The organism is Streptomyces sp. NPDC005141 (assembly GCF_053599975.1).
This window is the reverse complement of record NZ_JBSFYW010000006.1, coordinates 1-21,496: the sequence shown is the minus strand read 5'-3', so window position 1 is coordinate 21,496 and position 21,496 is coordinate 1. Positions and strand designations below refer to the sequence as shown.

Sequence of the window (21,496 nt, the reverse complement as noted above, 5' to 3'; positions counted from 1 at the left end):
GCTGCACCCGTCGGTCGACGGCCCGCGATCGAGGGAGATGGTGACCATGAAGCTGCTGCGAGTCGGTACGGCCGGGGCGGAGCGGCCCGCGTTGCTCGACACCGAGGGGACCCTGCGGGACCTGTCGGGCGTCGTCGCCGACATCGACGGGGCACTGCTCGCCGACGACGCGGCGCTCGGCCGCGTCCGGTCCGCCGCCGAGGCCGGTGAGCTGCCCGTGCTGGACGCGGCCGGACTGCGCGTCGGACCGCCGCTGGCCCGGATCGGCAAGGTCGTGTGCATCGGGCTCAACTACCACGACCACGCCCGGGAGACCGGCGCCGAGGCGCCCGCCGAGCCGGTGATCTTCTTCAAGGCGGCGGACACCGTGGTCGGGCCGAACGACACCGTGCTCGTACCGCGCGGGTCGGTGAAGACCGACTGGGAGGTCGAGCTGGCGGTCGTCATCGGCCGTACCGCCCGCTATTTGGAGTCCGAGGAGGAGGCGCTCGCGCATGTCGCCGGGTACGCGGTGGCGCACGACGTCTCCGAGCGGGAGTTCCAGATCGAGCGGGGCGGCACCTGGGACAAGGGCAAGAACTGCGAGACGTTCAACCCGCTGGGTCCGTGGCTGGTGACCGCGGACGAGGTCCCGGACCCGCAGGCGCTGTCGCTGAGGCTCTGGGTGAACGGTGAGCTCAAGCAGGACGGCACGACGGCCGAGCAGATCTTTCCGGTGGCCGAGGTCGTCCGCTACGTGAGCCAGTTCATGACGCTGTACCCCGGCGATGTCATCAACACCGGTACGCCGGCCGGGGTGGCGCTCGGTCAGCCCGAGCCGAAGCCGTTCCTGCGGGCGGGTGACGTGGTGGAGCTGGAGATCGGGGGGCTGGGGCGGCAGCGGCAGGAACTCAAGAACGCGTAAGCGCTCCGCTTGGTCTGCGGTTGGGGTCCGCCGGGGCGTGGGTGCGTTGTCCGCCTGGGGCCCGCTGTGGTTGGTTGCGCCGTTCCTCGCGCCCCCCTTGGGGGTCTTCCTGTTCGGTGTCGGCTGCGGGTGTGTTGTGGCTGGGCGCGCGGTTCCTCGCGCCCCTGGGGGCTGCGCTGTTCGTGGGGCGGTGCGGGTGCCTCGTGGCTGGGCGCGCTGTGCCTCGCGCCCCTGGACGGGGGCTGTTCGTGGGGCGCCGCGGGGCCCCCGCGCTCCCGGAGGGGGGCGCGGGGGTGGCGGGTTACGCGGACAGGAACTTCTCCAGGGCCTCGACCACCATCTTGTGGTCCTCGACCTGGGGAAGGCCCGATACCACCACCGTGCCGATGACGCCCGCGTCCGTCACGGCGATCGGGAACGCGCCACCGTGGGCCGCGTACGTGTCGGGGTCCAGGCGCGAGGACTCCTCGAAGGTCGTGCCCTTGGCGCGGAAGCGGGAGCCGACCAGGAGCGAGGAGCAGCCGTAGCGCTCGACGACGCGGCGCTTGCGGTCGATCCAGGCGTCGTTGTCCGGGGTCGAACCCGGCAGTGCCGCGTGGAAGAGCTGCTGGCCGCCGCGGCGGATGTCGACGGCGACCGGCGCGTCGCGCTCGCGGGCGAGCTCGACGAGGAGCGTGCCGAGGGCCCAGGCGTCGTCGTGGGTGAAGCGGGGGAGCGTCAGACGGCGCTCCTGCTCCTCCAGCTCGGTGATCAGCTCGCCGATCTCCGGTGCGGGCGCGTTCACAGGGACACCACCACTCCCTCGCGGGCGGAGCGGCGGGCCGCCTCCAGGACGTCGAGGGCGGCCGCGGCCTCGTGCGCGGTGACCGGGTTGGGGCCGCCGTCACGGAGGGCGGCGGCGACGGCCGCGTAGTACTCCGGGTACGAGCCCGGGACCGTGGGCTCGGGGCGGCCACCGCCGGTCAGCGGGGACTCGCCGGAGCCGACGCGGCCCCACAGGGCCTCCGGCTCGATGCCCCACCCGGCCGTGGCGCCGGGCCGCTTGCCCTCGCGCAGGTCGGCCTCCTGCGGGTCGAGGCCGTACTTGACGTACCCCGCCTGCGAGCCGAGGACGCGGAGGCGCGGGCCGAGCTGCGCGGTCGTCGCGGAGACGTAGAGGTGGGAGCGGACCCCGCTCGTGTGCGTGATCGCGATGAACGTGTCGTCGTCGGTCAGCGCGCCCGGGCGGCGGATGTCCGACTCCGCGTACACCGAGGCCGCGGGGCCGAAGAGGACGAGCGCCTGGTCGACGAGGTGGCTGCCGAGGTCGAAGAGAAGACCTCCGATCTCTGCCGGGTCGCCGGACTCGCGCCAGCCGCCCTTCGGCTGCGGGCGCCAGCGCTCGAAACGCGACTCGAAGCGCCAGACGTCGCCCAGCTCGCCCTCGGCGAGCAGCTTGCGGAGCGTCAGGAAGTCGTTGTCCCAGCGGCGGTTCTGGAAGACGGAGAGCAGCAGGCCGCGCTCGTCGGCCAGGGCGGCCAGTTCGCGGGCCTCCGCCGCCGTGCCGGCGATGGGCTTGTCCACGACCACGGGGATGCCCGCCTTCAGGGCGGCGGTCGCGATCGGGACGTGGGTCTTGTTCGGGGACGCGATGACGATCAGGTCGAGCTCGTCGGCGCGTGCCAGCAGTTCGTCCGGCGTGGCGGCGAAGCGGAGTCCGTCGCCGAACTCGGCGCGGGCCTGCGCCTGGCGCTCCGGATGGGAGGTGACGACCGTGTCGAGGGCGAGTCCCTCGGTCGTGGCGATCAGCGGGGCGTGGAAGACGGAACCCGCGAGGCCGTAGCCGACGAGACCCACGCGAAGGGGCGTACCAGTCATGCCTGTCATGCGTCCTACTTTGGCAACGCTGTTGCCAAAGTGCAAGCGCGGGGGACAATGGGTGATGTGAACAGGACCAATGTGGGTGGGGGCGGGATGCCGGGGATCCCTGGGAAGCCGGGGGATCCGGCCCCTCCGGCTGTTCCGGCCGCGCCGGAGGAATCGCAGAAATCGCAGAAGCCGGCGGAGCGAAGGGAACGGCGGGAGCCGGGGGAGCCGGTGGAGGCGGGGATCTCGGTGACCGCGGCGCCCGCCGGAGTGCCGGGTGTTTCCGGGAGGCCCGGCGCCACCCGGAGCCCGGGCGTCCCCGGAAGTCCGGCGGCCGTCGCGGGCGCCGGGGCGGCCGGGGTGAACCTGCCCGCCCTGCGCAGTCACAACGCCGCGCTGGTGCTCGATCTGCTGCGCACGGCGGGGGTCGCGGGCATCAGCCGCCTCGAACTCGCCGAGCGGACCGGACTGACCCCGCAGGCCGTCAGCAAGATCACCGCGCGGCTGCGGGCGGACGGTCTCGCGACGGAGGCGGGGCGCCGCGCGTCCACGGGCGGCAAGCCCCGTACGGTGCTGCGGCTCGTGCCCGAGGCGGGGCACGCGGTCGGGCTGCACCTCGACCGGGACGAGCTGACCGTGGTGCTCTGCGATCTCACCGGGGCCGTGGTGGCCGAGCGGCGCGCACCGCTGGACCTGGGGGCCGGCGCCGACGCGGTGGTCGACGGGGCGGCCGGGGAGGTCTCGGCACTGCTCGGCGCGGTGTCACCGCTGGGCGTGGGGGTCGCGCTGCCCGGTCCCCTCGATCACACCTCGGGGGTGCTGCACCGGGTCACGGGTTTCCCCGAGTGGGACGGGTTCGCGCTGCGGGACGCGCTGGCCGGGCGGCTCGGGCTGCCGGTGGTGGTGGACAAGGACACCAACGCGGCGGCGCTCGGGGTCGCGGTGGTGTCCGGTTCCGGCTTCTCCGGCGGCGGATCCTTCGCGTATCTGCATCTCGGTACGGGCCTGGGAGCCGGGCTCGTGCTCGGTGGGGTCGTGCACCGGGGGACCCGTACCGGGGCCGGGGAGTTCGGGCATCAGGTCATCCAGCTGGACGGGCCGCTGTGCGAGTGCGGGAACCGGGGGTGCATCGAGGTGCTGTGCCTGGACGCGGTGGGGCGCGGGACCGTGGACGAGGCGGCCCGGGTGCTCGGCGCCGGGGCGGCGAATCTGGTTGGCCTGCTGGACATCGACCTCGTCCTGCTGGGCGGGCGCACGGTCGCGGCTCACGAGGAGGTCTTCGTACGCGGAGTCGGGGCCGTCCTGGAGGAACGGGCCCGGCGCGAAGGGGGCGAGCCCGCGGTGCCGGTCCGGGTTGCCCCCGGAGGGGCACGCGGGGTGGCCGAGGGCGCGGCCCAACTGCTGCTGGCCCCGCTGTTCGGCCGGGGAGAGGGCTGAGCGACCGGGGTCGCGAGTCGCGGGCGGTTGGGTGTGGGCGCGGCTGGGGGAACGGGGTCGCGGGCGGCTGGGTGTATGGGGCGGCCGGGGGAACGGGATGCGCGGTGGGCGCGAGGCGTGTGAACTGAGCGAGGGGGATGTGGGCCGGGCGGCGGGGATGTGGGCCGAGCCAGGGGGGACGGCCGGACGGAAGCGGTGCGGGCCCGGTGAGGCGGATGCGGGCCGGGCGAGGGGATTCGTGCGGCCGAACGGGGTGACTCCGTGCGTGGCGGTCTGCCGGCAGGGGTGACGCGTGGCAGGGTCACGAGGCCATTGCCCGGTACCGACTGACGCTTTCGATCCTCCCGATCCCCCCACACCCTCCGATCGGCCAAAGGCTCCTCATGCGACTGCGTACGTCCCACCCGCTCACCCCGACCGCCCTCGCCCCGACGGCTCTCGCCCTGTGCGTGACGCTCACGCCGACCCCGGCCCACGCGCTGGAACCCCGGCCCGCCTGCGTCTCGTCCGACACCCGCGACTTCCCGATCAAGACCCGTATCCACGGTGGTCCCGACGCCTACGAGGCAGGCGGCGACTTCGGGACCTGGTACATCGACCTCACCAACATCACGGCGCACACGTGCGGCGCGATCCATCCGGTGGTCGTCCTCGTCGACGCGAAGCGGACGTTGCGGCCGGAGCAGGCGCGGCTGGAGTTCTACGAGGGGGAGCGGGCGCACGCGGTGAGGTTCGTACGGAGCGACGAGGACGAGAACGTGGGGCCGTTCGACGACGGTTTCCCCGGGTTCACCGTGGCTCCAGGGCGCACCCTCACCGTGAAGGTGCGGCTCTCCCTGACCTCCGGCGCGACCGCGCCGAACACCGTCGTCGCGAACGCGGCCGTCGTGCAGCGGCACGAGGACGACGGCGACTGGGTGGGGGAGTCGAACGACTACCGGTTCCGCGTCGAGGACGACGGCACGGGCAGGAGCGAGGAGCCGCGCCAGGAGGCGGGCAAGGAGACGGGCGCGGAGACGGGGGCGGACGTGAGCGGCACCGCGGACGCCGGCACCGACGCCGGTGCCAGTACCGGTGCCAGTGCCAGTGCTGCCAGTGCCAGCGCCGCCAGTGCCGGTACGGGCACTCCGAGCGGCGGTACCGGCAGCGGGACGACCGTCGGCGGGACCGCGGGGACCGGTGCGGCGGCGCTGTCCGCCGACCAACTGGCCAGCACCGGACCCGGTGCCTCGAACCGGCAGGGACTGGCCGTGCTCGCGCTCACCCTGCTCGCCTCCGGGGCCGGACTGCTCGCCCTGGCGCGGCGGGTGCGTCCGCGCCGGCCCTGACACCTGCGAGCCGTGGCGGGAGCGCCGTCTGCGACGATCGTTTCCGTGGAGTATCCGAACGACCAGGCCCCCGGCGCCCCCGTCCGCTCCGGCATTCCGGAGCACGGCCGCATCCCGAAGTACTACGCGGTCAAGGCGCACATCGCCCGGCTCGTCGAGGAGCTGGGCGAAGGGGGACTCCTGCCCACCGATCGCGATCTCTCGGAGCGGTACGAGGTCGCCCGCGAGACGGTGCGTCAGGCGCTCCGTGAGCTGCTGCTCGAAGGGAAGCTGCGACGGCAGGGGCGCGGCACGGTGGTCGCCGGTCCCAAGCTGGAGCAGCCGCTGTCGCTGGCGAGCTACACCGAGGGCGTACGGCGGCAGGGGCGCACTCCCGGTCGTACGCTCATCTCCCTCGACCGGTTCCCCTGTCCGGAATCGCTGGCCACCGAGGCGGGGTTGCGGCGCGGTGAACCCGTCTGGCACATGGAGCGGGTGCTGCTCGCGGACGACGAGCGGGTCGGCCTGGAGAGCACGTACGTCGCGGTGGGCCGGGTCCCGGACCTCGACCGCGACTTCGACCCCGACTCCTCGTTCTACGCGTACCTGCGCGACAGGCTCGGTGTCGCGTTCGGCGACGCGGACGAGCGGATCGAGACCGTGCTGGCCACCCCGCGTGAGGCGCTGCTGATCGGGACGCCGCCCGCGCTGCCGATGCTGCTGATCCACCGGGTCTCGCGGGACACGGAGGGGCGGCCGCTGGAGCGGGTGCGGACGCTGTACCGGGGAGACCGGTTCTCGTTCACCGCGCACCTCGGCGATTGACCCGATGAGGGAGGAGCGTGCCGTGAACTCCGCTCTGCGCGGCGCCTTCGAGGCGGCACTGCGCGCCGCCTGGGCCGGGCACGTGCTCGGCTCGGTGGCCGAACTGCCCGCGCTGCTCGGCGGATTCGCCGCCGGATCCGGACGATGAGCAGCGGTGTCCCCTTCGACCGGATGCCCGTCGCCCACGGCGGCACCACGGTTCCCGACTCCCTCCGCCGACGGTCGGGCCGGTCCGAGCCCGCCGGGACCGCGTCATCCCGGCCGGGCCGGGGTGAAGCCCTCCTGACTAGGCTGGGGGTGTCGGCACAGCGTCGTTCCGGCGCCCCCGGATCGAGTGCGTAGGCACGCCAGGACGGCAGGAGACCCAGCACATGTCAGAGCGCAAGCCCATCGAGTCGTGGCTCACCGACATGGACGGTGTCCTCATCCACGAAGGTGTGCCGATCCCCGGCGCCGACGCCTTCATCAAGAAGCTGCGGGAGTCCGGAAGGCCGTTCCTGGTCCTGACCAACAACTCGATCTACACGGCCCGCGACCTGCACGCCAGGCTCCAGCGCATGGGCCTGGACGTGCCCGTCGAGAACATCTGGACCTCAGCCCTCGCCACGGCCAAGTTCCTGGACGACCAGCGGCCCGGCGGCACGGCGTACGTCATCGGTGAGGCGGGCCTGACCACCGCGCTGCACGACATCGGGTACGTCCTGACCGACCACGAACCGGACTACGTGGTCCTCGGGGAGACCCGTACCTACTCCTTCGAGGCCATGACCAAGGCGGTCCGGCTGATCAAGGGCGGCGCCCGGTTCATCGCCACCAACCCGGACGAGACCGGCCCGTCCACCGAGGGACCGCTGCCCGCCACCGGAGCGGTCGCCGCGCTGATCACCAAGGCCACCGGCAAACAGCCCTACTTCGCGGGCAAGCCGAACCCGCTGATGATGCGGACCGGGCTGAACGCCATCGGCGCGCACTCCGAGAGCAGCGCGATGATCGGCGACCGCATGGACACCGACGTCCTGGCCGGTCTGGAGGCGGGGATGCAGACCTTCCTCGTCCTGACCGGACTGACCACGCCGGAGGAGATCGAGCGCTACCCGTACCGGCCGTCGAAGATCGTCGACTCGATCGCGGATCTCGTCGACCGCGTCTGAATCCCGGAGCGCGCCGAGCGGATCCGAAACCCGGACCGCCGCGGACTGACCCGTACGGAGCAGTGGCGGCCCCCTGAAGATGCGGGCCGCCGCCCCGAGGGGGAGTCTCCAGATATCTGGAGGTTTCACGATGCGCTCAATGCGAATCACTCTCTGTGCCGGGGCGGTGGTGGCGGCCGTGTTCACGCCCGCCGCGTACGCGGCCGACGCGGGACCGGCCGGTATCTCCGTGACACCCGTGTCCCCGGCCCCCGGCGGCGACATCCAGTTGCGGGTCATGGGCTGCGCGGGCCGGACGGGCACCGCGGCGTCGGACGCGTTCGTCTCGGACGCGCGGCTGACCGGCGGGGGCGGCGGCGGACTGACCGGGGAGACCCGCGTCCGCACCTCGCTCCCTCCCGGCAGTTACGACGTCGAGGTCGACTGCGACGGCCACTCCGGCCGGGTCAAGGGCACGGTCACCGTCGCGCCACCGGACTCCACCCCGAGCGTCTCCCCACCCGCCTCGCCGATCGCGCCCGTGCACGCGGGCGGCGGCGGCACCGCCCATCTCGCCTCGGCGGACGCCAGGGCGGCCGGACCCGGCACCAAGCAGGCCGTGGTCGGCCTGGTCCTCGCGAGCGTCGCCGCGGTCGCCGTGGCGGTCCGCAGCGCGCGCCGGGGCCACGACAGCCGCGACTGACATGGCCGAACGGGAGCGTTCCCCGGGCGTCGGCCGCCTGCTGACCGGCGTGGCCTGGCTGGTGCTGCTGCTCGGACTGTGGCTGTGGGGCCGTCAGGTGACGGACCTGCGGCTGGGGATATCGGCGCCGACCACGGGAGACATCGCGGCCGTCGGACGGCCACCGGAGGTGCGGCTGCCGCCCGCGCTGAAGCCCCTCGGGAACGCCAGGCCGCAGCGCGTCGACATCCCCTCGATGGGGGTGCAGGCCCCCGTGGTGGCCCGCGGCCTCGACCGGCGGGGCGGGATCGATCCGCCGCCGTACGGGCAGCCGGGCGTCGTCGGCTGGTACGCGGCCGGGGCGAAGCCGGGTGCGGCCGGGACCGCGCTGATGGTCGGGCACGTCGACACCGAGACCCGGCCCGCGGTCTTCTACAAACTCAGCGCCGTCAAGCCGGGCGACACCGTCCGGGTCGTCCGCGACGACGGGACGGTCGCGGAGTTCACCGTGGACGACGTCCAGGTACTCGCGCGCGACCACTTCGATGCCCAACAGGCTTACGGTGAGCGGCAGTCGGGGCGGGCGGAGCTGCGGCTGATCACGTGCGGAGGAACCTTCGACCGGACCAGCGGCAGCTACACGGCGAACGTGATCGTCTCGGCGTATCTCACGGGAAGCGGGCTGTGAGCGGGGACACCCGTGCCGTTACCGGGCCCGGTCGACGACCCGCTCCCCCGAAGCCGCCGACCGGGCTGGTCCTCGACCGCGCGCGCACGGGTTGCGGGAGTAACCCGGCGCCGGCGCGGGAGGTCTGGAGCCCGTCCGCCCGGGCGGGGTGGTCGGGCCGGAGCAACTGGCGGGGGGCCGGGCCCGCTTGAGGCACCTTGGAACAGGTGAGCGGCATGGCCCCCAGGCTGTTCGACGCCAAGTCCGCGACGAGTGGCGCTGGGCGATGCCCGCAGGTCGGGCGCGGTCGCTCCGGAAGCCTTTCCGGAAGCTCGGATGACTATGCGTTCCGTTCGCCCCGGTCCATGACGCGGCCCGGGACCCGCGTCGCTCGTCCGTGGGGAGCGGGCGCCGGCGCGCGCGCCCACGGAGGCGGGGCTGTAACAGCTCGCCGACAAGGGTCGGGCGGCCTCGTTTGCCGCGCGGCGGGTATGTCACGATTGAGACTTAGGACGGTGCACCCGAGGGGGAGTTGCATGTACGGCAAGAGGGGGGCCGGGGCACGGGCGTCCATGGCGGTGCTGGGGGCGGCACTGCTGCTCGCGGGGTGTTCCTCCGGGGGCGACGGCGGCAAGGACGAGGGTTCCGGAGCCAAGGTCACACAGCAACCGAAGAACGCGGACCCGTTCTGGGTGAATCCGGACGGGAACGCGGCCGAGCAGGTCGCCGCCTACGCCAAGGCGGGCAGGAGCAAGGACTCCGAGCAGATCCGCAAGATAGCCGAGCAGCCCACCGGTGAGTGGATCGGCGCGGAGAACCCGGAGCAGGAGGCGCGCGGCTTCACCGAGGCCGCGGAGAAGGCCGACCGGGCCGCGATCCTCGTCCTCTACAACATCCCGCACCGCGACTGCGGCCAGTTCTCGCAGGGTGGCGCCGCCGACGGCGACGCCTACCGGACCTGGATCGACGGGGTGGCGAAGGGGATCGGGGACCGCCCCGCCACGGTGATCCTGGAACCGGACGCCCTCCTGCACCTGGTCAACCAGTGCACGCCGGAGGAGTTCCACGAGGAGCGCTACGACCTCCTCAAGGGCGCCATCGGCAGGCTCAAGTCCCTGAAGAACACGAAGGTGTATCTGGACGCGGGCAACGCGGGCTGGGGTCACCCCGACCAGATCTTCCAGCCGCTGCAGTGGGCGGGCATCGCCGAGGCCGACGGTTTCTCCGTCAACGTCTCCAACTTCTACTCGACCGAGGACTCCGTCGCCTACGGCAAGCAGCTGGCCGCGAAGGTCGCCGGCAAGCACTTCGTGATCGACACCAGCCGCAACGGCAACGGTCCGTACACGGGCGGCAAGGCCGACGAGAACTGGTGCAACCCGCCGGGCCGCGCGCTCGGCGAGAGCCCGACGACCAAGACCGCCGACCCGCTCGTGGACGCGTATCTGTGGGTCAAGCGGCCGGGCGAGTCGGACGGCACGTGCAAGGGCGGCCCGAAGGCGGGCGAATGGTGGGCGGAGTACGCCCTGAAGCTCGCGAAGGCCTCCGACTAGTGGCAGCCGGTACGTGACTGAGGCGCCCTCCGATTCCCGCGGAGGGCGCCTCAGTCACGTATGCACGGGCAACTGCCCCGGAATCAGGGCACCTTGACCCACTGGGCCTTGCTGGGAGTGCCCTGGTCGTCCGTCACGAACAGCATGTACCAGCCGGACTGCACGAGATTCCGGTTCTTCGGCACCGTCACCGAGATCCCGGTCTTCGTCTTCGTGAAGTCCAGGGCGATGGACCGCTGGTCGACATCGGTGACATGCGTGGACGCGCTCGGCCGGATCAGCCGGGCGGTCTTGATGGACGAGGTGTGCGCCGAGGTGAAGTCCGCCGAGGCGCCGCGGGCGATCGTCTTCGGCCCGCCGGACAGCGAGGGCCGCGAATCCCGGTAGAGGTACGGCGGCGTGTAGATCTCGATGCGCTGCTCGAAGGTGGCCGGCTTGGTGTTGGCCTTGTCCGCGTAGAGGGAGTTGGAGCCGAAGAAGATCACGCGTCCGTCCGGCAGCAGGATCGAGCCCGAGTGGTAGTTGCGGCCCACCAGCGGGTCGGCCACCCGGTCGAAGGAGTTCGGCCCGGGGTTGTAGATCCGCGCCTGGAGGATGTTGGAGTCGCCGCGTCCGCGGTAGTCCTCGGAGCCGCCGGAGACCAGGACGGTGTCGTCGGGCAGGATCGAGGACTGCGGGTAGCGGGTGCCCTTCTCCAGCTCGGGCCCGTCCACGAACTTCGGATTCTTGTCCAAGAGGTCGATCAGCCGGGTCTTCCTGCTGGACAGCTTGGACTCGCCGACCCCGCCGCCGCCGATCACCATGTACTTCTCGTCCTGCGCGGGCGGCAGCAGCACGGTGCCGGACGTCTCCATCATGTTCGGGTCGCTCAGGCCCTTGAGCTTGCTGAACTTGTTGCTCGCCAGGTCCCAGACGCCGGGGTCGCGGCCCACGTCGTCGGGGCCGTAGCCGGCGTTCGCGCCCGAGTAGAAGAGCTTGCCGTTCTGCATCAGGGATATCGCCGGGTAGGTCGGGAACTGGCGGACGCCCTTGGCGTACGTCCACTTCTTGGTCTTCGGATCGAAGACCTCGTTCTTGCCCGGGACGAGCTGGCCGATCTCGTCCAGGCCGGAGAGGCTGAGGACCTTGCCGTCGCTGAGGGTGGTCAGCGTCGGGTACCAGCGCGCCTCGTTCATCGGGTCGACCTTGATGTACTTCTCGGCGACCGGATCGAACTCGTAGGCGTCCCGGATGCCCTGGAAGTCCTTTTTGTCCAGGGCGAGCTTCTGGGCGATGCCGTAGGTGTTGCGGGCGTCGGTCCCGGTCAGCGCCTGGATCCGGTAGTTGTCCTGGGTGCCGGTCTCGTGCTTCTGGCCGCTCTGGTGCGCCTCGACATAGATGCGGCCGAGGCCCGGGTCGTTGCGCAGGAACGCGCCGGTCGCCTTGTCGAAGACCTTCTTGGCGCGCGGGACGAGCACCGGGTCCTTCGACACGAAGGTCTTGCCGTTCTTCTTGCCGGTGAACTTGGTACCCGCGGGCAGCGTGATGGGCTTGTCGGGGTTCTCGTTGTGGACGACCATCAGGCCGCCGGCCTTGGTGACGTCGCCCTTCAGCGTCTCGTACCGCTTGGTGCCGCCGGCGATCAGCAGATTGCCGTTGGCGAGCTGCGTGTGTCCCGTGCAGAACAGGTCGGCGGGCGTCGGGATCTTCTTGATCGTGCCCTTGACCGGGTCCCAGATCCGCGTGTCGAACTTCTTCGCGTCGAAGTTGTCCTGGTTGTTGCCGGAGCCCGCGATCAGCAGGATCTTGCCGGTGTGCAGCAGGGCCGCGTGGATCGTGTTGAGCCGGTACTCCTCCGGAAAATCGACGATGTCCCAGTGGCCGTTGGCGGCTTTGTACTCCGGCTTGTTGATCGTGTACTGGTGGTACTTGTTCGTTCCGAAGCGATACAGCCACGGCCCGTTCATTCCGGCCAGCGCGAGCACCACCACCCCGGTTATGCCGAGGCGGCGGGCGCGGCGGCGACGGGCACCGTCTTTCATTTCTTACGTCCCCCAAGGGCGATCTGCATGGTCTGGTCGTTCTCCCCGTTCGCGGCGGCCCAGCTGGGCTTGGGCTGCGGCGCGTGTGGGGCGTGCTGTTCCTGCTGCGGCACGGAGGCCTGCTGCGGAACGCGGAGGTCGTCGGGCGCCGCCGGCGGCTTCTTGCGCTCCTGGCGCATGGACCAGCGCCAGGCGAAGATCGGCGAGGCGGTGATCAGCAGGGCGAACGTCCCCCACGTGATCATCGCGGGGTGGGAGTGCCCGAAGACGAAGCCGGCGGTGATCGAGCCGGCGAAGACCAGGATGAAGAACAGGTGGATCCGGAAGGTCCCGAACAGGGTGTCGGGGCTGGCCGAATCGCCCTTGGGCGTCACCACGAACTTGCTCTTGCGGCGCAGCACGGCGTCCATGAGCGACCGTGCGTAGATCGGTGCGGAGAGCGCCGACATCACCATGCCGGCGACACCGCCGGAGCCCTCGGGCTCGTGCGGCGAGACGTTGTGGCGGCGGTTCCAGATGTACAGGCCGATCTGGAGCGCCGAGGCGTTGCCGTACAGCATCAGCCAGACCGTCGGGTCGATGTTCACGCCCGATGCGCCGAGCCCGAGGAACAGGGCGCAGCTCAGCGCCGCGAGGATCCAGTTGAGCGCGGACATCGGATAGAAGATGATCATCATCGTGTAGTTGAAGAGCTTGCCCGGAGGCATCGAGAAGAAGCCCTTCCAGTACTGCTTGAGGATCGTCTCGTAGGTGCCCCGCGACCAGCGCAGCTGCTGGGTGAAGAAGTCGGTCCAGGCGCCCGGTCCCTCACCGACGGCCAGCACGTCCGGTGTGTACACGGACTTCCACTTGCGGCCCGTCGCCGGGTTCTTGGCGCGGTGCATCTCGAAGCCGGTCGCCATGTCCTCGGTGATCGAGTCGTACAGGCCGCCGATCTGCTTCAGCGCCTTGATGCGTACGGCGTTGGAGGTGCCCACGAACATCGGGGAGCCGTAGAAGTTGCCCGCCCGCTGGATGAGGGCGTGGAAGAGGAACTGCTGGGACTCCGCGGCCTTGGTGATGGGGTTGTCGTAATTGCCGTACACCTGCGGGCCGATGACGAAGCCGACATTCGGGTCACGGAAGAAGCCGAGCATCCGCTCCAGGTAGTTGGGCAGCGGCACGTGATCGGTGTCGACCGAGGCGAAGTAGTCGTAGTCGTCGCCGTGGGCTTCCAGCCAGGCGTTGTAGTTGCCGTGCTTGGTCTTGGCGCGGTGCGGGCCCTTGGCCTGGTTCCACTTCGCGACGCCCTTGCGGGAGAAGTGGTGCACGCCCAGGCGCGCGCAGACCTCCTTCACCTCCGGGTCGTCGCCCTCGTCGAGGAGCCAGATGTGCAGAAGCCCCCGGTGGCGCAGCTTGACGGCCGCCTCCAGGGTCTTCGTCACCATGGCGAGGGGTTCCTTGCCGGGTACGAAGGAGGTGAGGAAGGCGACTCTCGTGCCGGTTTCGGGCACCACCGGGACAGGGTCGCGGGCGACCAGGGTGGCGTGCGCGTTGGACAGAACGTTCATGCAGCGGAAGAACTCGATCAGTCCGATCGAGACCAGCATCACGATGTCCAGCGCCGGCAGGAAGTCGTAGGCGGGATAGTCGCGTTCGGTCCAGTGGTCGGGCTGGAGCAGCCAGCCGAGCAGGACCAGCGAGAGAAGCGGTGCCGCGCCCAGCATGAGCGCCGCCCGTATGCGGTGCGGCTCCTGCGACAGCAGGGAGCGGTACTGCACCTTGTACGGCTTGCTCGGATCGGGCTGCGTGAGGGGTCCCGCGAGCCGGCTGTAGTGCTCGTAGTCGTACCTCGGCAGCGACTTCTTGATCCTGCGGAAGCTGCCCGTCCGGTGCGATGGCACACGGAGCTGAGTCGTTTCCGAGCCGTCGAAATTCTGCCGGGCGCCCGTCGGCGTCATGAGTCATCCCCCCGCACGCACCGTCGGGTGCGTGTTCGTCGGTACTTTCGTTCGCCCGGGTCCCCCTCGACCCATGCGGACGCAGTCACTGGCCGGCCGGCGTCACCACATCATTCACACCATATAGACATGGAACTACGGCCTTCCGGTTGCATGATGCCCCCCTCGGCATCGTTCACGAATGGGCCCCCAGCCCCTCGTGGCCGCAACCGGTCCTGCCCCCACCTGTCTCAACTGCCGTAAATCGACAGTCTTGTGAAGCCCAGGGTTCTACGCCGTCCGCCATGATCGCAAGATGCGAAACGCGGTGTTAACCGCTCATACGCGCTCATTGGGACGTGAGTGCGAGAAGGGGGTCGGCACTGTATCCCGGTGGCGGACATTCCGGTACGACGACGGGCCCCCTCGTCGCTGCGAGGGGGCCCGTCGGTCTGTGCGCCGCCAGGGACTCGAACCCCGGACCCGCTGATTAAGAGTCAGCTGCTCTAACCAACTGAGCTAGCGGCGCCTGCTGACGCGGAAACTCTACCCGACCCGGGAGGGTGCTTCTGACCGGGAGGGCGTGCTCCGTGGCAGGTGGGAGCGGTCCCGTACATCATTCGGACCGTCAACGTGCGACACGGGATGACAGTTGAGAAACTGACGAATGTGCAGAAATGCGGACATTTCCATCTGGAGTGTGAGGGGCAGCGCATGGAGACTCCGGTATTCGAGGAACTCGATCCCGCGAGCGACTGCGACTGCCCCGGATGCGTTCACTGGCGGCGCGTCCTGCCCCTTTCCTCACGGATCGGGCCGTCCGGTCCGGTGGGCCGTCCGGCGGCCCTCGCCCATGTTCGCGGCCTCGCCCGGGTGGGGCGGGCTCCCATGGCACTCGCGCTGGCCGCCACGGCGGGCAGCGTCCTCGGCGCGGTGCCCGCCGCGGCGGCCGCGCACGGTCCCGCCCGGCCCGGCGTGCCCGCGGCCGACGAGCCCGACACTCCCCAGGGCAGCAAGGAGCCGCTGCACGGCCCCGGGGGGAAACCGGCGCAGCCGGGACAGACGGTCAAGCGGCCCGCCACCACCCGGGCCGCGATCATCAACCGGGCCAAGACCTGGATCGACGCGCGGGTGCCGTACAGCATGAGCGAGTACTGGCGGGACGGGTACCGCCAGGACTGCTCCGGCTTCGTCTCGATGGCCTGGAGCCTGCCGGGCAACGAATGGACGGGCAGCCTCGACAGTTTCGGGGTGAAGATCAGCCGCGACCAGCTCCAGCCGGGCGACATGCTGCTCTTCCACAATCCCGCCAACCCGGAGAAGGGTTCGCACGTCGTCATCTTCGGCGGCTGGACGGACTACACGCACACCTACTACATCGCCTACGAGCAGAGCCCGCCGCAGGCCAGGAAGCGGTCCACCCCGTACGCCTACTGGACGAACTCGGACCGCTATGTGCCCTACCGCTACAAGGGGCTGAGCACGGGCGCGGGCGGTCCGGCGCCGACCACTCCGAGCACGACGACCCGCTATCCGGGCGCCGCGTACTTCGGGCCCGGCGCGAACAACGCGTACGTCACCCAGCTCGGCCGGCTCCTGGTGGACCGCGGCGCGGGCCGCTTCTACGCCACGGGACCGGGGCCGCGCTGGTCGAGCGCGGACCAGCGGGCCACCCAGGCGTTCCAGCGGGCGCAGGGCTGGACGGCGGCGGACGCGGACGGGCTGCCGGGGCCGACGACCTGGTCGTACCTGGCCGGGAAGAAGGGCAGGAACATCGCCGGAGCGACGGGGAGCCCCGGGCCCCAGGTGCCGTCGGTGCCGGGCACCTCGCCCACCGTGCCCGCCTATCCGGGGCGCGCGGTGTTCCGGCCCGGAGCGAACGACGCCCAGGTCACCCGGCTCGGCAAGCAGCTGGTCAAGAAGGGGTTCGGCACGTACTACACGACCGGTCCCGGGCCGCGCTGGGGCGAGGCGGACCGGCGCAACGTCGAGGCGTTCCAGCGGGCCCAGGGCTGGCGCGGCGGGGCGGCGGACGGCTATCCGGGACCGGAGACCTGGCGGCGGCTCTTCTCCTGAACCGGCGGTCCCGCACGGCTCGTGAACACACTTCCAGGCGCGGAGGCATGGAGGCAGCTATGAGTACGACGACGTCACACACCCCGGAGTCCGAGGGGGCGCCCTCGTCGGAACCTCGGTCCGACACGGCGGCCGAGGGCGGCGGCGGTCCGCGGTCCGCCCGGCTCATCCAGAACGAGGTGACCACCGAGATCCCCCTCCACCTGCTCTTCCGCGACGACCCCGAGCCGGTGTCCGTGCCGCTCGCGCCCGCCGTCGTGGGCCGTCGGCGCGGTACCGGTGAGCAGCCGAGGGTCCGGCGGCCCGCGGACGGCCGGCCCCCGCGCCCGGTGCCGGAGGTCGACCCCGAGCTGGTGGAACGGCCCGCACGGGTGCTGCCCGGGGCGGCGGGTGTGCTGGCCGGGGCCTGCGGTGTGGCCGGATGCGCCCTCACCACGTGGTGGGCGGGTGCGCTGCCGGCCCCTGTGCTGAAGGCGCTCGAGCTGCCCGGGTCCGCGGGTGCCGGACTCGGGCCCGCGCAGTGGGCGGCGTACGCCGGGGCGGGTGCCCTCGGCCTGTTCGGCTTCGGCGGTCTCGCCCGCGGCCGGACCGGGCGGGCCTGGGTGCTCGGTCTGTTCGGGCGCTATCGCGGCACGGTCCGGCGCACCGGTCTGATGTGGCTCAACCCGCTGGTGTTGCGCCGCCGGGTCGACGTACGGCTGCGGCACTGGCGGAGCGAGTCGATGTCCGTGGTCGACGCGAACGGGGTCGCGCTGCGGGTGGTGGTGCTCGTCGTGTGGCGCGTCAAGGACACCGCGCGCGCCACCCTCGCGGTCGACGACCATCAGACGTATCTGCGCGAGTGCGTGGAGGCGGCCCTCTCGCGGGTGCTCTCGCAGCTGCCGGCCGAACTGCCGCCCGCCGTGGTCAGGGACCTGACCCTGCGCAACACGGACGCGGTCGGTGAGGCGCTGACCCGGATGGTGGCCGCGGACACGGCCCCGGTCGGTCTGGAGGTGTTCTCCGCGCAGCCGACCCGGATCGAGTACGCGCCCGAGATCGCGGCGGTGATGCAGCGCCGCCGGATCGCGGCCCTGGACGCCCAGCACCGCGACAGCGTGCTCGGCTCGGTCGTCGACTCGGTGGAGGACACGGTGACCCGGCTGACCCTGCGGGGGCTGGTGGAACTGGACGACTACGAGCGCAAGGCGTTGGTGAAGGACCTGACGGTGGCGTTCTGCACGGGGCGCGGGGAGGTGTCCTCGTAGGGCCACCGGCGGGACGGACAGGTTCGCTATTGGTATGGACATGTTCAACTACCCGCAATAATCTGGGACTTGGTCTAGACCTGAACATCGCGCGCACAGCTCACGGGAACATCCCCCACGTCCTCCAGGAGCGCCAGCATGCGCATACGGACCAGCCAGTCCCTCACCAGCAGAAAAGCAAAGATGTACGCGGCGGCGCTCGGTCTCGCCACGGCGGGCACCTTCGTGCTCTCCACCGGCGGAGCCAGCGCCCACGGCTACACCGACCAGCCGCTCAGCCGGCAGAAGATGTGCGCCGCGAACGGCGGCACCGTCGCCAACTGCGGTGACATCCAATGGGAGCCGCAGAGCGTCGAGGGCCTCAAGGGCTTCCCGGCGGCGGGCCCGGCCGACGGCCGGATCTGCTCGGCGAACCACACCAACTTCGGCCAGCTCGACCAGCCCAGGACCCCCGCGGGTACCGCCTGGCCGACGACCAGGGTCACCGCGGGGCAGAGCTACAGCTTCCGCTGGCAGTTCACCGCGATGCACGCGACGACCGACTTCAAGTACTTCATCACCAAGACCGGCTGGAACCAGAACCACGCGCTGACCCGCGCGGACCTGGAGACCACCCCGTTCCTGACGGTCCCCTACAACGGTCAGCGTCCGCCGTCGACGCTCTCGCACACCGGCACCCTGCCGAGCGGCAGGAGCGGACACCACATCATCCTCGGGGTGTGGACGGTCGCGGACACGACGAACGCGTTCTACTCCTGCGCGGACGTCACGTTCTGACGTCCGCTCGTCCAAAACCCCTGGTTCTGAGCCTTCCTTGAGGCGCGGACGCCTTCGGTGCGGGTATGTTCCCCGCACGCCGACTCGACCAGGTCGGCGTGCGGGGAGCCGTATCCGACCGACGGGGGATCGTCATGAGTGTCTTCTTCTATGTCCTGCCCACCCTGATCATCGCTGTTGTGCTGCTCGCGGCGGCCAAGATGGTCCGCCGCTCGCTGGAGCTGCGACAGCGCCTGGAGCAGCGGACTGACCGCGGAGGCGCGCTGCCTGCGCTCGTACACGACGGTCAGCGGGGGCGGCAACGACACCTCCGTCACCACGACCCTGCACCACGTCTACGAGTTCACGACGCGCGACGGCCGTGCCATCCGCTTCGAGGAGAGCAACGGACGTCCGACGGTCGTCGAGGGTGACATCGTCACCGTGCACTACACCGCCCAGCGCCCTGAGAAGGCCACGGCGCACGCGCCGAGCCCGGTCAGGGCGGCCGCGGGCACCGTCGTCATGGTGGCGTTCCTCGGTGTGATCGTCGCCTTCTGCGTCGGCTTCATGATCACCTATCACGAGATCTCCGCGAGCGGCGACGCGCTCTTCGGCGGGATCTGAGGCGCGCACGCCCGAGCCGGGGCGCCTACACCCCTCCACATCTGACGATCCGTCAATTACCGTACGCTGCCATGACGTCCAGCAGGCGTACCGTCGGGGAGCTCGTGCGAGAACGGTGGGGCGACCACCGGCCGGGGCTGTGGTTCGAGGGCCGGTTCATCAGCCACCACCGGGTGGCGGCGGGCGCCGCCGCGCGGGCCGCGCTGCTCGCCGAGCTGCTGCCCCCCGGCGCCGAACCGCATGTGGGGGTGCTGCTCGACAACACCCCCGAATATCCACTGTGGTTGAGCGCCGCCGCCCTCGCCGGTGCCGCCGTCGCCGGGATCAACCCGACCCGGCGCGGCCCCGAACTGGCCCGCGACATCCGGCACACCGCGTGCCGCGTCCTGGTCACCGAGCGGGCCCACCTGCCTCTCCTCGACGGACTCGAACTCCCCGGTGTACGCGTCCTGGTGACCGACACGGACGCCTACACCGACCTCCTGAAGTCCTACGAGGGCGCGAAGCCCGACGCCGGCGGGGCGAGCCCGGACAGCCGCTTCCTGCTGCTCTTCACCTCCGGTTCGACCGGCGCGCCCAAGGCCGCGATCTGTACCCAGGGCAGGATCGCCGCGGCCGGACTCTCGCTCGTCGACCACTTCGGAGTGCGCGCGGACGACACCCACTACATCTGCATGCCGATGTTCCACGGCAACGCGGTGATCGCCGACTGGGCCCCCGCGCTGGCGGCCGGCGCGAGGATCGCACTGCGCCGCCGCTTCTCGGCCTCCGGGTTCCTGCCCGACGTACGGGCCTGCGGGGCCACGTACTTCACCTACGTCGGCCGTGCCGTGCAGTATCTGCTGGCCACGCCCGCCCGTCCCGACGACCGGGACAACCCCCTGCGCATGGGATTCGGCACGGAGGCCGGCGCGGTCGACGCGGCCGCCTTCGAGCAGCGCTTCGGAGCGCGGCTGATCGAGGGGTACGGCTCCTCGGAGGGCGGCGCCGCCATCCAGCGCACACCCGGCACCCCGGCCGGGGCGATCGGACGGGCGGCGCCCTCCGACGACCTCGCCGTGATCGACCCGACGACCCGGCGCGAGTGCCCGCCCGCCGTCCTCGCCGAGAACGGACGCCTGCTCAACGGTGCCGAGGCGATAGGGGAGTTGGTGAACCGCGGGGCCAGCCCCTTCGAGGGGTACTGGCGCAATCCCGACGCCGACGCGGCCCGCCGCCGGGGGGAGTCCCCGCGGCAGGGCGACGCCGAGGCGGAGGAGGACTGGTACTGGACCGGCGACCTCTTCTACCGCGATGCCGACGGCTTCCTCTACTTCGCCGGACGCACCGACGACCGGCTCCGCGTCGACAGCGAGAACCTCGCCGCCGCGATGATCGAGAACATCCTCGCCCGGTACGAGGACGCCGCCGCCGTCGCGGTGTACGCCGTGCCGGACCCGGTGGCGGGCGACCAGGTGATGGCGACACTGGCGCTGAAGGAGGGGGCCCGCTTCGACCCGCTGTCCTTCACGGAGTTCCTGCGGGCCCAGCCGGACCTGGGCACGAAGATGGCACCCCGGTTCGTGCGGATCGTGGAGAGGATGCCCGTCACCGCCACCAACAAGATCCACCGGGTGGGCCTCAGACGCGAGGGCTTCCGCTGTCCGGACCCGGTGTGGTGGCGGCCCCCGGGGGAGCCGGCCTACCGGACACTGCTGGCGGCGGACGTGGACGAACTGGTGGCCCGGTACCGGGTGCGCGGGCGGGAGGAGTTGCTGACGCGCTAGGCACCGGGCGGGCACGCGGTCACCCCGGCGGGTGGGCGCTCGGCGAACCAGGTGCGCGGACAGGCCGGCCCCGGGACAGGTAGGGCCGGCCCCACCCCGCGGACACCCCCTGGCCGGATGGTCCGTGGTGTCGGGGCGCGCCTACGGTGGCCGCATGATCCGTCCGGTGGCGTACGCGGGATATCTCGTGGGCGGGGTGCTCGTCGGCGCCCCGCTGTCGGTGGGGCTGCTCGCCCTCGGTGCCGTCGGCGCGGCCCTCACCCCCCTCCTCGTAGGGCTGCCCCTGCTCGGGCTGCTCGCGCTGACCGGCATACCCGTGGGAGTGGTCGAACGGTGGCGGCTGCGGCGGGTGGACGCACCGGCCGCTACGGGCCCCGCCGCGTCTTCCCGCAGCAGCCAGGGAGACCCGCACCGCACTCCGGACCGGCCCGGACTGGCGGCCTGGGCCGGACTCCGGTTCGCCGAGCAGGCGACCTGGCGGGAACTGGCGTACGCCGTGCTGCTCGCCTTCGTGCTGTGGCCGCTGGACCTGGTGGTCCTTGCCGTGATCCTCGGGATCCCCGGCGCCATGATCGGAGCACCGGTCCAGCTCGCGCTCCTCGGCGGCGAGACCCGGATCGCCAAACTGTGGCTGGTCGACTGATCGGAAAATCGAGGTTCGGGAGGGCAGGCGGCAGCATCCGGGCCGCTTGCGGACCGGATGTCGAGGTGGGCTCGGTCAGGCGGATACGGGT

General features: G+C 71.4%; 19 protein-coding genes and 1 tRNA gene. 15 read left to right on the top strand and 5 right to left on the bottom strand.

The genetic code is table 11. The features are described from left to right. Positions 1–46 precede the first annotated feature (46 nt). Positions 47–904, top strand: coding sequence for a fumarylacetoacetate hydrolase family protein (locus tag ACWD68_RS06625; RefSeq protein WP_451805373.1), 858 nt, complete (start codon positions 47–49; stop codon positions 902–904). A 301-nt stretch (positions 905–1,205) separates the two neighbouring features. Here ACWD68_RS06625 and ACWD68_RS06620 read toward each other — a convergent pair whose 3' ends face one another. Together ACWD68_RS06620 and ACWD68_RS06615 are read right to left on the bottom strand one after the other, a co-directional pair. Next, positions 1,206–1,688, bottom strand: a complete 483-nt coding sequence (locus ACWD68_RS06620; protein ID WP_451805372.1) for a heme-degrading domain-containing protein — start codon at positions 1,686–1,688, stop codon at positions 1,206–1,208. Continuing rightward, positions 1,685–2,770 carry a Gfo/Idh/MocA family oxidoreductase gene (locus tag ACWD68_RS06615; RefSeq protein WP_451805371.1) on the bottom strand — a complete coding sequence of 362 codons (1,086 nt, stop codon included), beginning with the start codon at positions 2,768–2,770 and terminating at the stop codon, positions 1,685–1,687. The genes ACWD68_RS06620 and ACWD68_RS06615 overlap by 4 nt, the downstream gene beginning before the upstream one ends. Before the next feature lie 228 nt (positions 2,771–2,998). Here ACWD68_RS06615 and ACWD68_RS06610 point away from each other — a divergent pair, with 228 nt between their 5' ends. From ACWD68_RS06610 to ACWD68_RS06575, 8 genes are all read left to right on the top strand, one after another. Further along, entirely contained in the window at positions 2,999–4,186 is a 1,188-nt protein-coding gene (locus ACWD68_RS06610) for an ROK family transcriptional regulator (protein ID WP_451805370.1), read from the top strand. A 383-nt stretch (positions 4,187–4,569) separates the two neighbouring features. Beyond that, the gene (locus ACWD68_RS06605; RefSeq protein WP_451805369.1) at positions 4,570–5,514 is read left to right on the top strand and encodes a hypothetical protein; all 945 of its coding nucleotides are present in this window, start codon (positions 4,570–4,572) and stop codon (positions 5,512–5,514) included. Between the two features lie 45 nt (positions 5,515–5,559). Further along, complete coding sequence (locus tag ACWD68_RS06600) at positions 5,560–6,318, top strand: GntR family transcriptional regulator (RefSeq protein ID WP_451805368.1); 759 nt, start codon at positions 5,560–5,562, stop codon at positions 6,316–6,318. 22 nt (positions 6,319–6,340) lie between these two features. After that, positions 6,341–6,466 carry a hypothetical protein gene (locus ACWD68_RS06595; RefSeq protein ID WP_451805367.1) on the top strand — a complete coding sequence of 42 codons (126 nt, stop codon included), beginning with the start codon at positions 6,341–6,343 and terminating at the stop codon, positions 6,464–6,466. 223 nt (positions 6,467–6,689) lie between these two features. Beyond that, entirely contained in the window at positions 6,690–7,469 is a 780-nt protein-coding gene (locus ACWD68_RS06590) for an HAD-IIA family hydrolase (RefSeq protein ID WP_451805366.1), read from the top strand. Positions 7,470–7,599: 130 nt separating this feature from the next. Beyond that, positions 7,600–8,151, top strand: a complete 552-nt coding sequence (locus ACWD68_RS06585; RefSeq protein ID WP_451805365.1) for a hypothetical protein — start codon at positions 7,600–7,602, stop codon at positions 8,149–8,151. Position 8,152: 1 nt separating this feature from the next. Then, positions 8,153–8,818: a class F sortase gene (locus ACWD68_RS06580; RefSeq protein WP_451805364.1), complete on the top strand. Its 666-nt coding sequence runs from the start codon at positions 8,153–8,155 to the stop codon at positions 8,816–8,818. 515 nt (positions 8,819–9,333) lie between these two features. Then, the gene (locus tag ACWD68_RS06575; RefSeq protein WP_451805363.1) at positions 9,334–10,350 is read left to right on the top strand and encodes a glycoside hydrolase family 6 protein; all 1,017 of its coding nucleotides are present in this window, start codon (positions 9,334–9,336) and stop codon (positions 10,348–10,350) included. Positions 10,351–10,433: 83 nt separating this feature from the next. Here ACWD68_RS06575 and ACWD68_RS06570 read toward each other — a convergent pair whose 3' ends face one another. From ACWD68_RS06570 to ACWD68_RS06560, 3 genes are all read right to left on the bottom strand, one after another. After that, a complete protein-coding gene (locus ACWD68_RS06570; protein WP_451805362.1) occupies positions 10,434–12,371 on the bottom strand; it encodes a galactose oxidase-like domain-containing protein in 1,938 nt (645 codons plus the stop codon). Beyond that, the gene (locus ACWD68_RS06565; RefSeq protein ID WP_451805361.1) at positions 12,368–14,311 is read right to left on the bottom strand and encodes a glycosyltransferase family 2 protein; all 1,944 of its coding nucleotides are present in this window, start codon (positions 14,309–14,311) and stop codon (positions 12,368–12,370) included. Before ACWD68_RS06565 ends, ACWD68_RS06570 begins: the two co-directional genes overlap by 4 nt. Before the next feature lie 434 nt (positions 14,312–14,745). Continuing rightward, a tRNA-Lys gene (locus ACWD68_RS06560) sits at positions 14,746–14,819 on the bottom strand. A gap of 185 nt (positions 14,820–15,004) precedes the next feature. On the opposite strand from ACWD68_RS06560, the gene ACWD68_RS06555 reads away from it, so the two are divergent. From ACWD68_RS06555 to ACWD68_RS06530, 6 genes are all read left to right on the top strand, one after another. Continuing rightward, a complete protein-coding gene (locus tag ACWD68_RS06555) occupies positions 15,005–16,366 on the top strand; it encodes a peptidoglycan-binding protein (RefSeq protein WP_451805360.1) in 1,362 nt (453 codons plus the stop codon). A gap of 59 nt (positions 16,367–16,425) precedes the next feature. Continuing rightward, positions 16,426–17,613, top strand: a complete 1,188-nt coding sequence (locus tag ACWD68_RS06550) for an SPFH domain-containing protein (RefSeq protein WP_451805359.1) — start codon at positions 16,426–16,428, stop codon at positions 17,611–17,613. 138 nt (positions 17,614–17,751) lie between these two features. Further along, positions 17,752–18,390: a lytic polysaccharide monooxygenase auxiliary activity family 9 protein gene (locus tag ACWD68_RS06545; RefSeq protein WP_451805358.1), complete on the top strand. Its 639-nt coding sequence runs from the start codon at positions 17,752–17,754 to the stop codon at positions 18,388–18,390. Positions 18,391–18,567: 177 nt separating this feature from the next. Then, positions 18,568–18,996, top strand: a complete 429-nt coding sequence (locus tag ACWD68_RS06540) for a hypothetical protein (protein WP_451805357.1) — start codon at positions 18,568–18,570, stop codon at positions 18,994–18,996. A gap of 71 nt (positions 18,997–19,067) precedes the next feature. Beyond that, positions 19,068–20,762 (top strand): long-chain-fatty-acid--CoA ligase, encoded by a 1,695-nt coding sequence (locus ACWD68_RS06535; protein WP_451805356.1) that lies wholly within the window; start codon positions 19,068–19,070, stop codon positions 20,760–20,762. 154 nt (positions 20,763–20,916) lie between these two features. Then, positions 20,917–21,405 carry a sensor domain-containing protein gene (locus ACWD68_RS06530; RefSeq protein WP_451805355.1) on the top strand — a complete coding sequence of 163 codons (489 nt, stop codon included), beginning with the start codon at positions 20,917–20,919 and terminating at the stop codon, positions 21,403–21,405. Positions 21,406–21,496 lie beyond the last annotated feature (91 nt).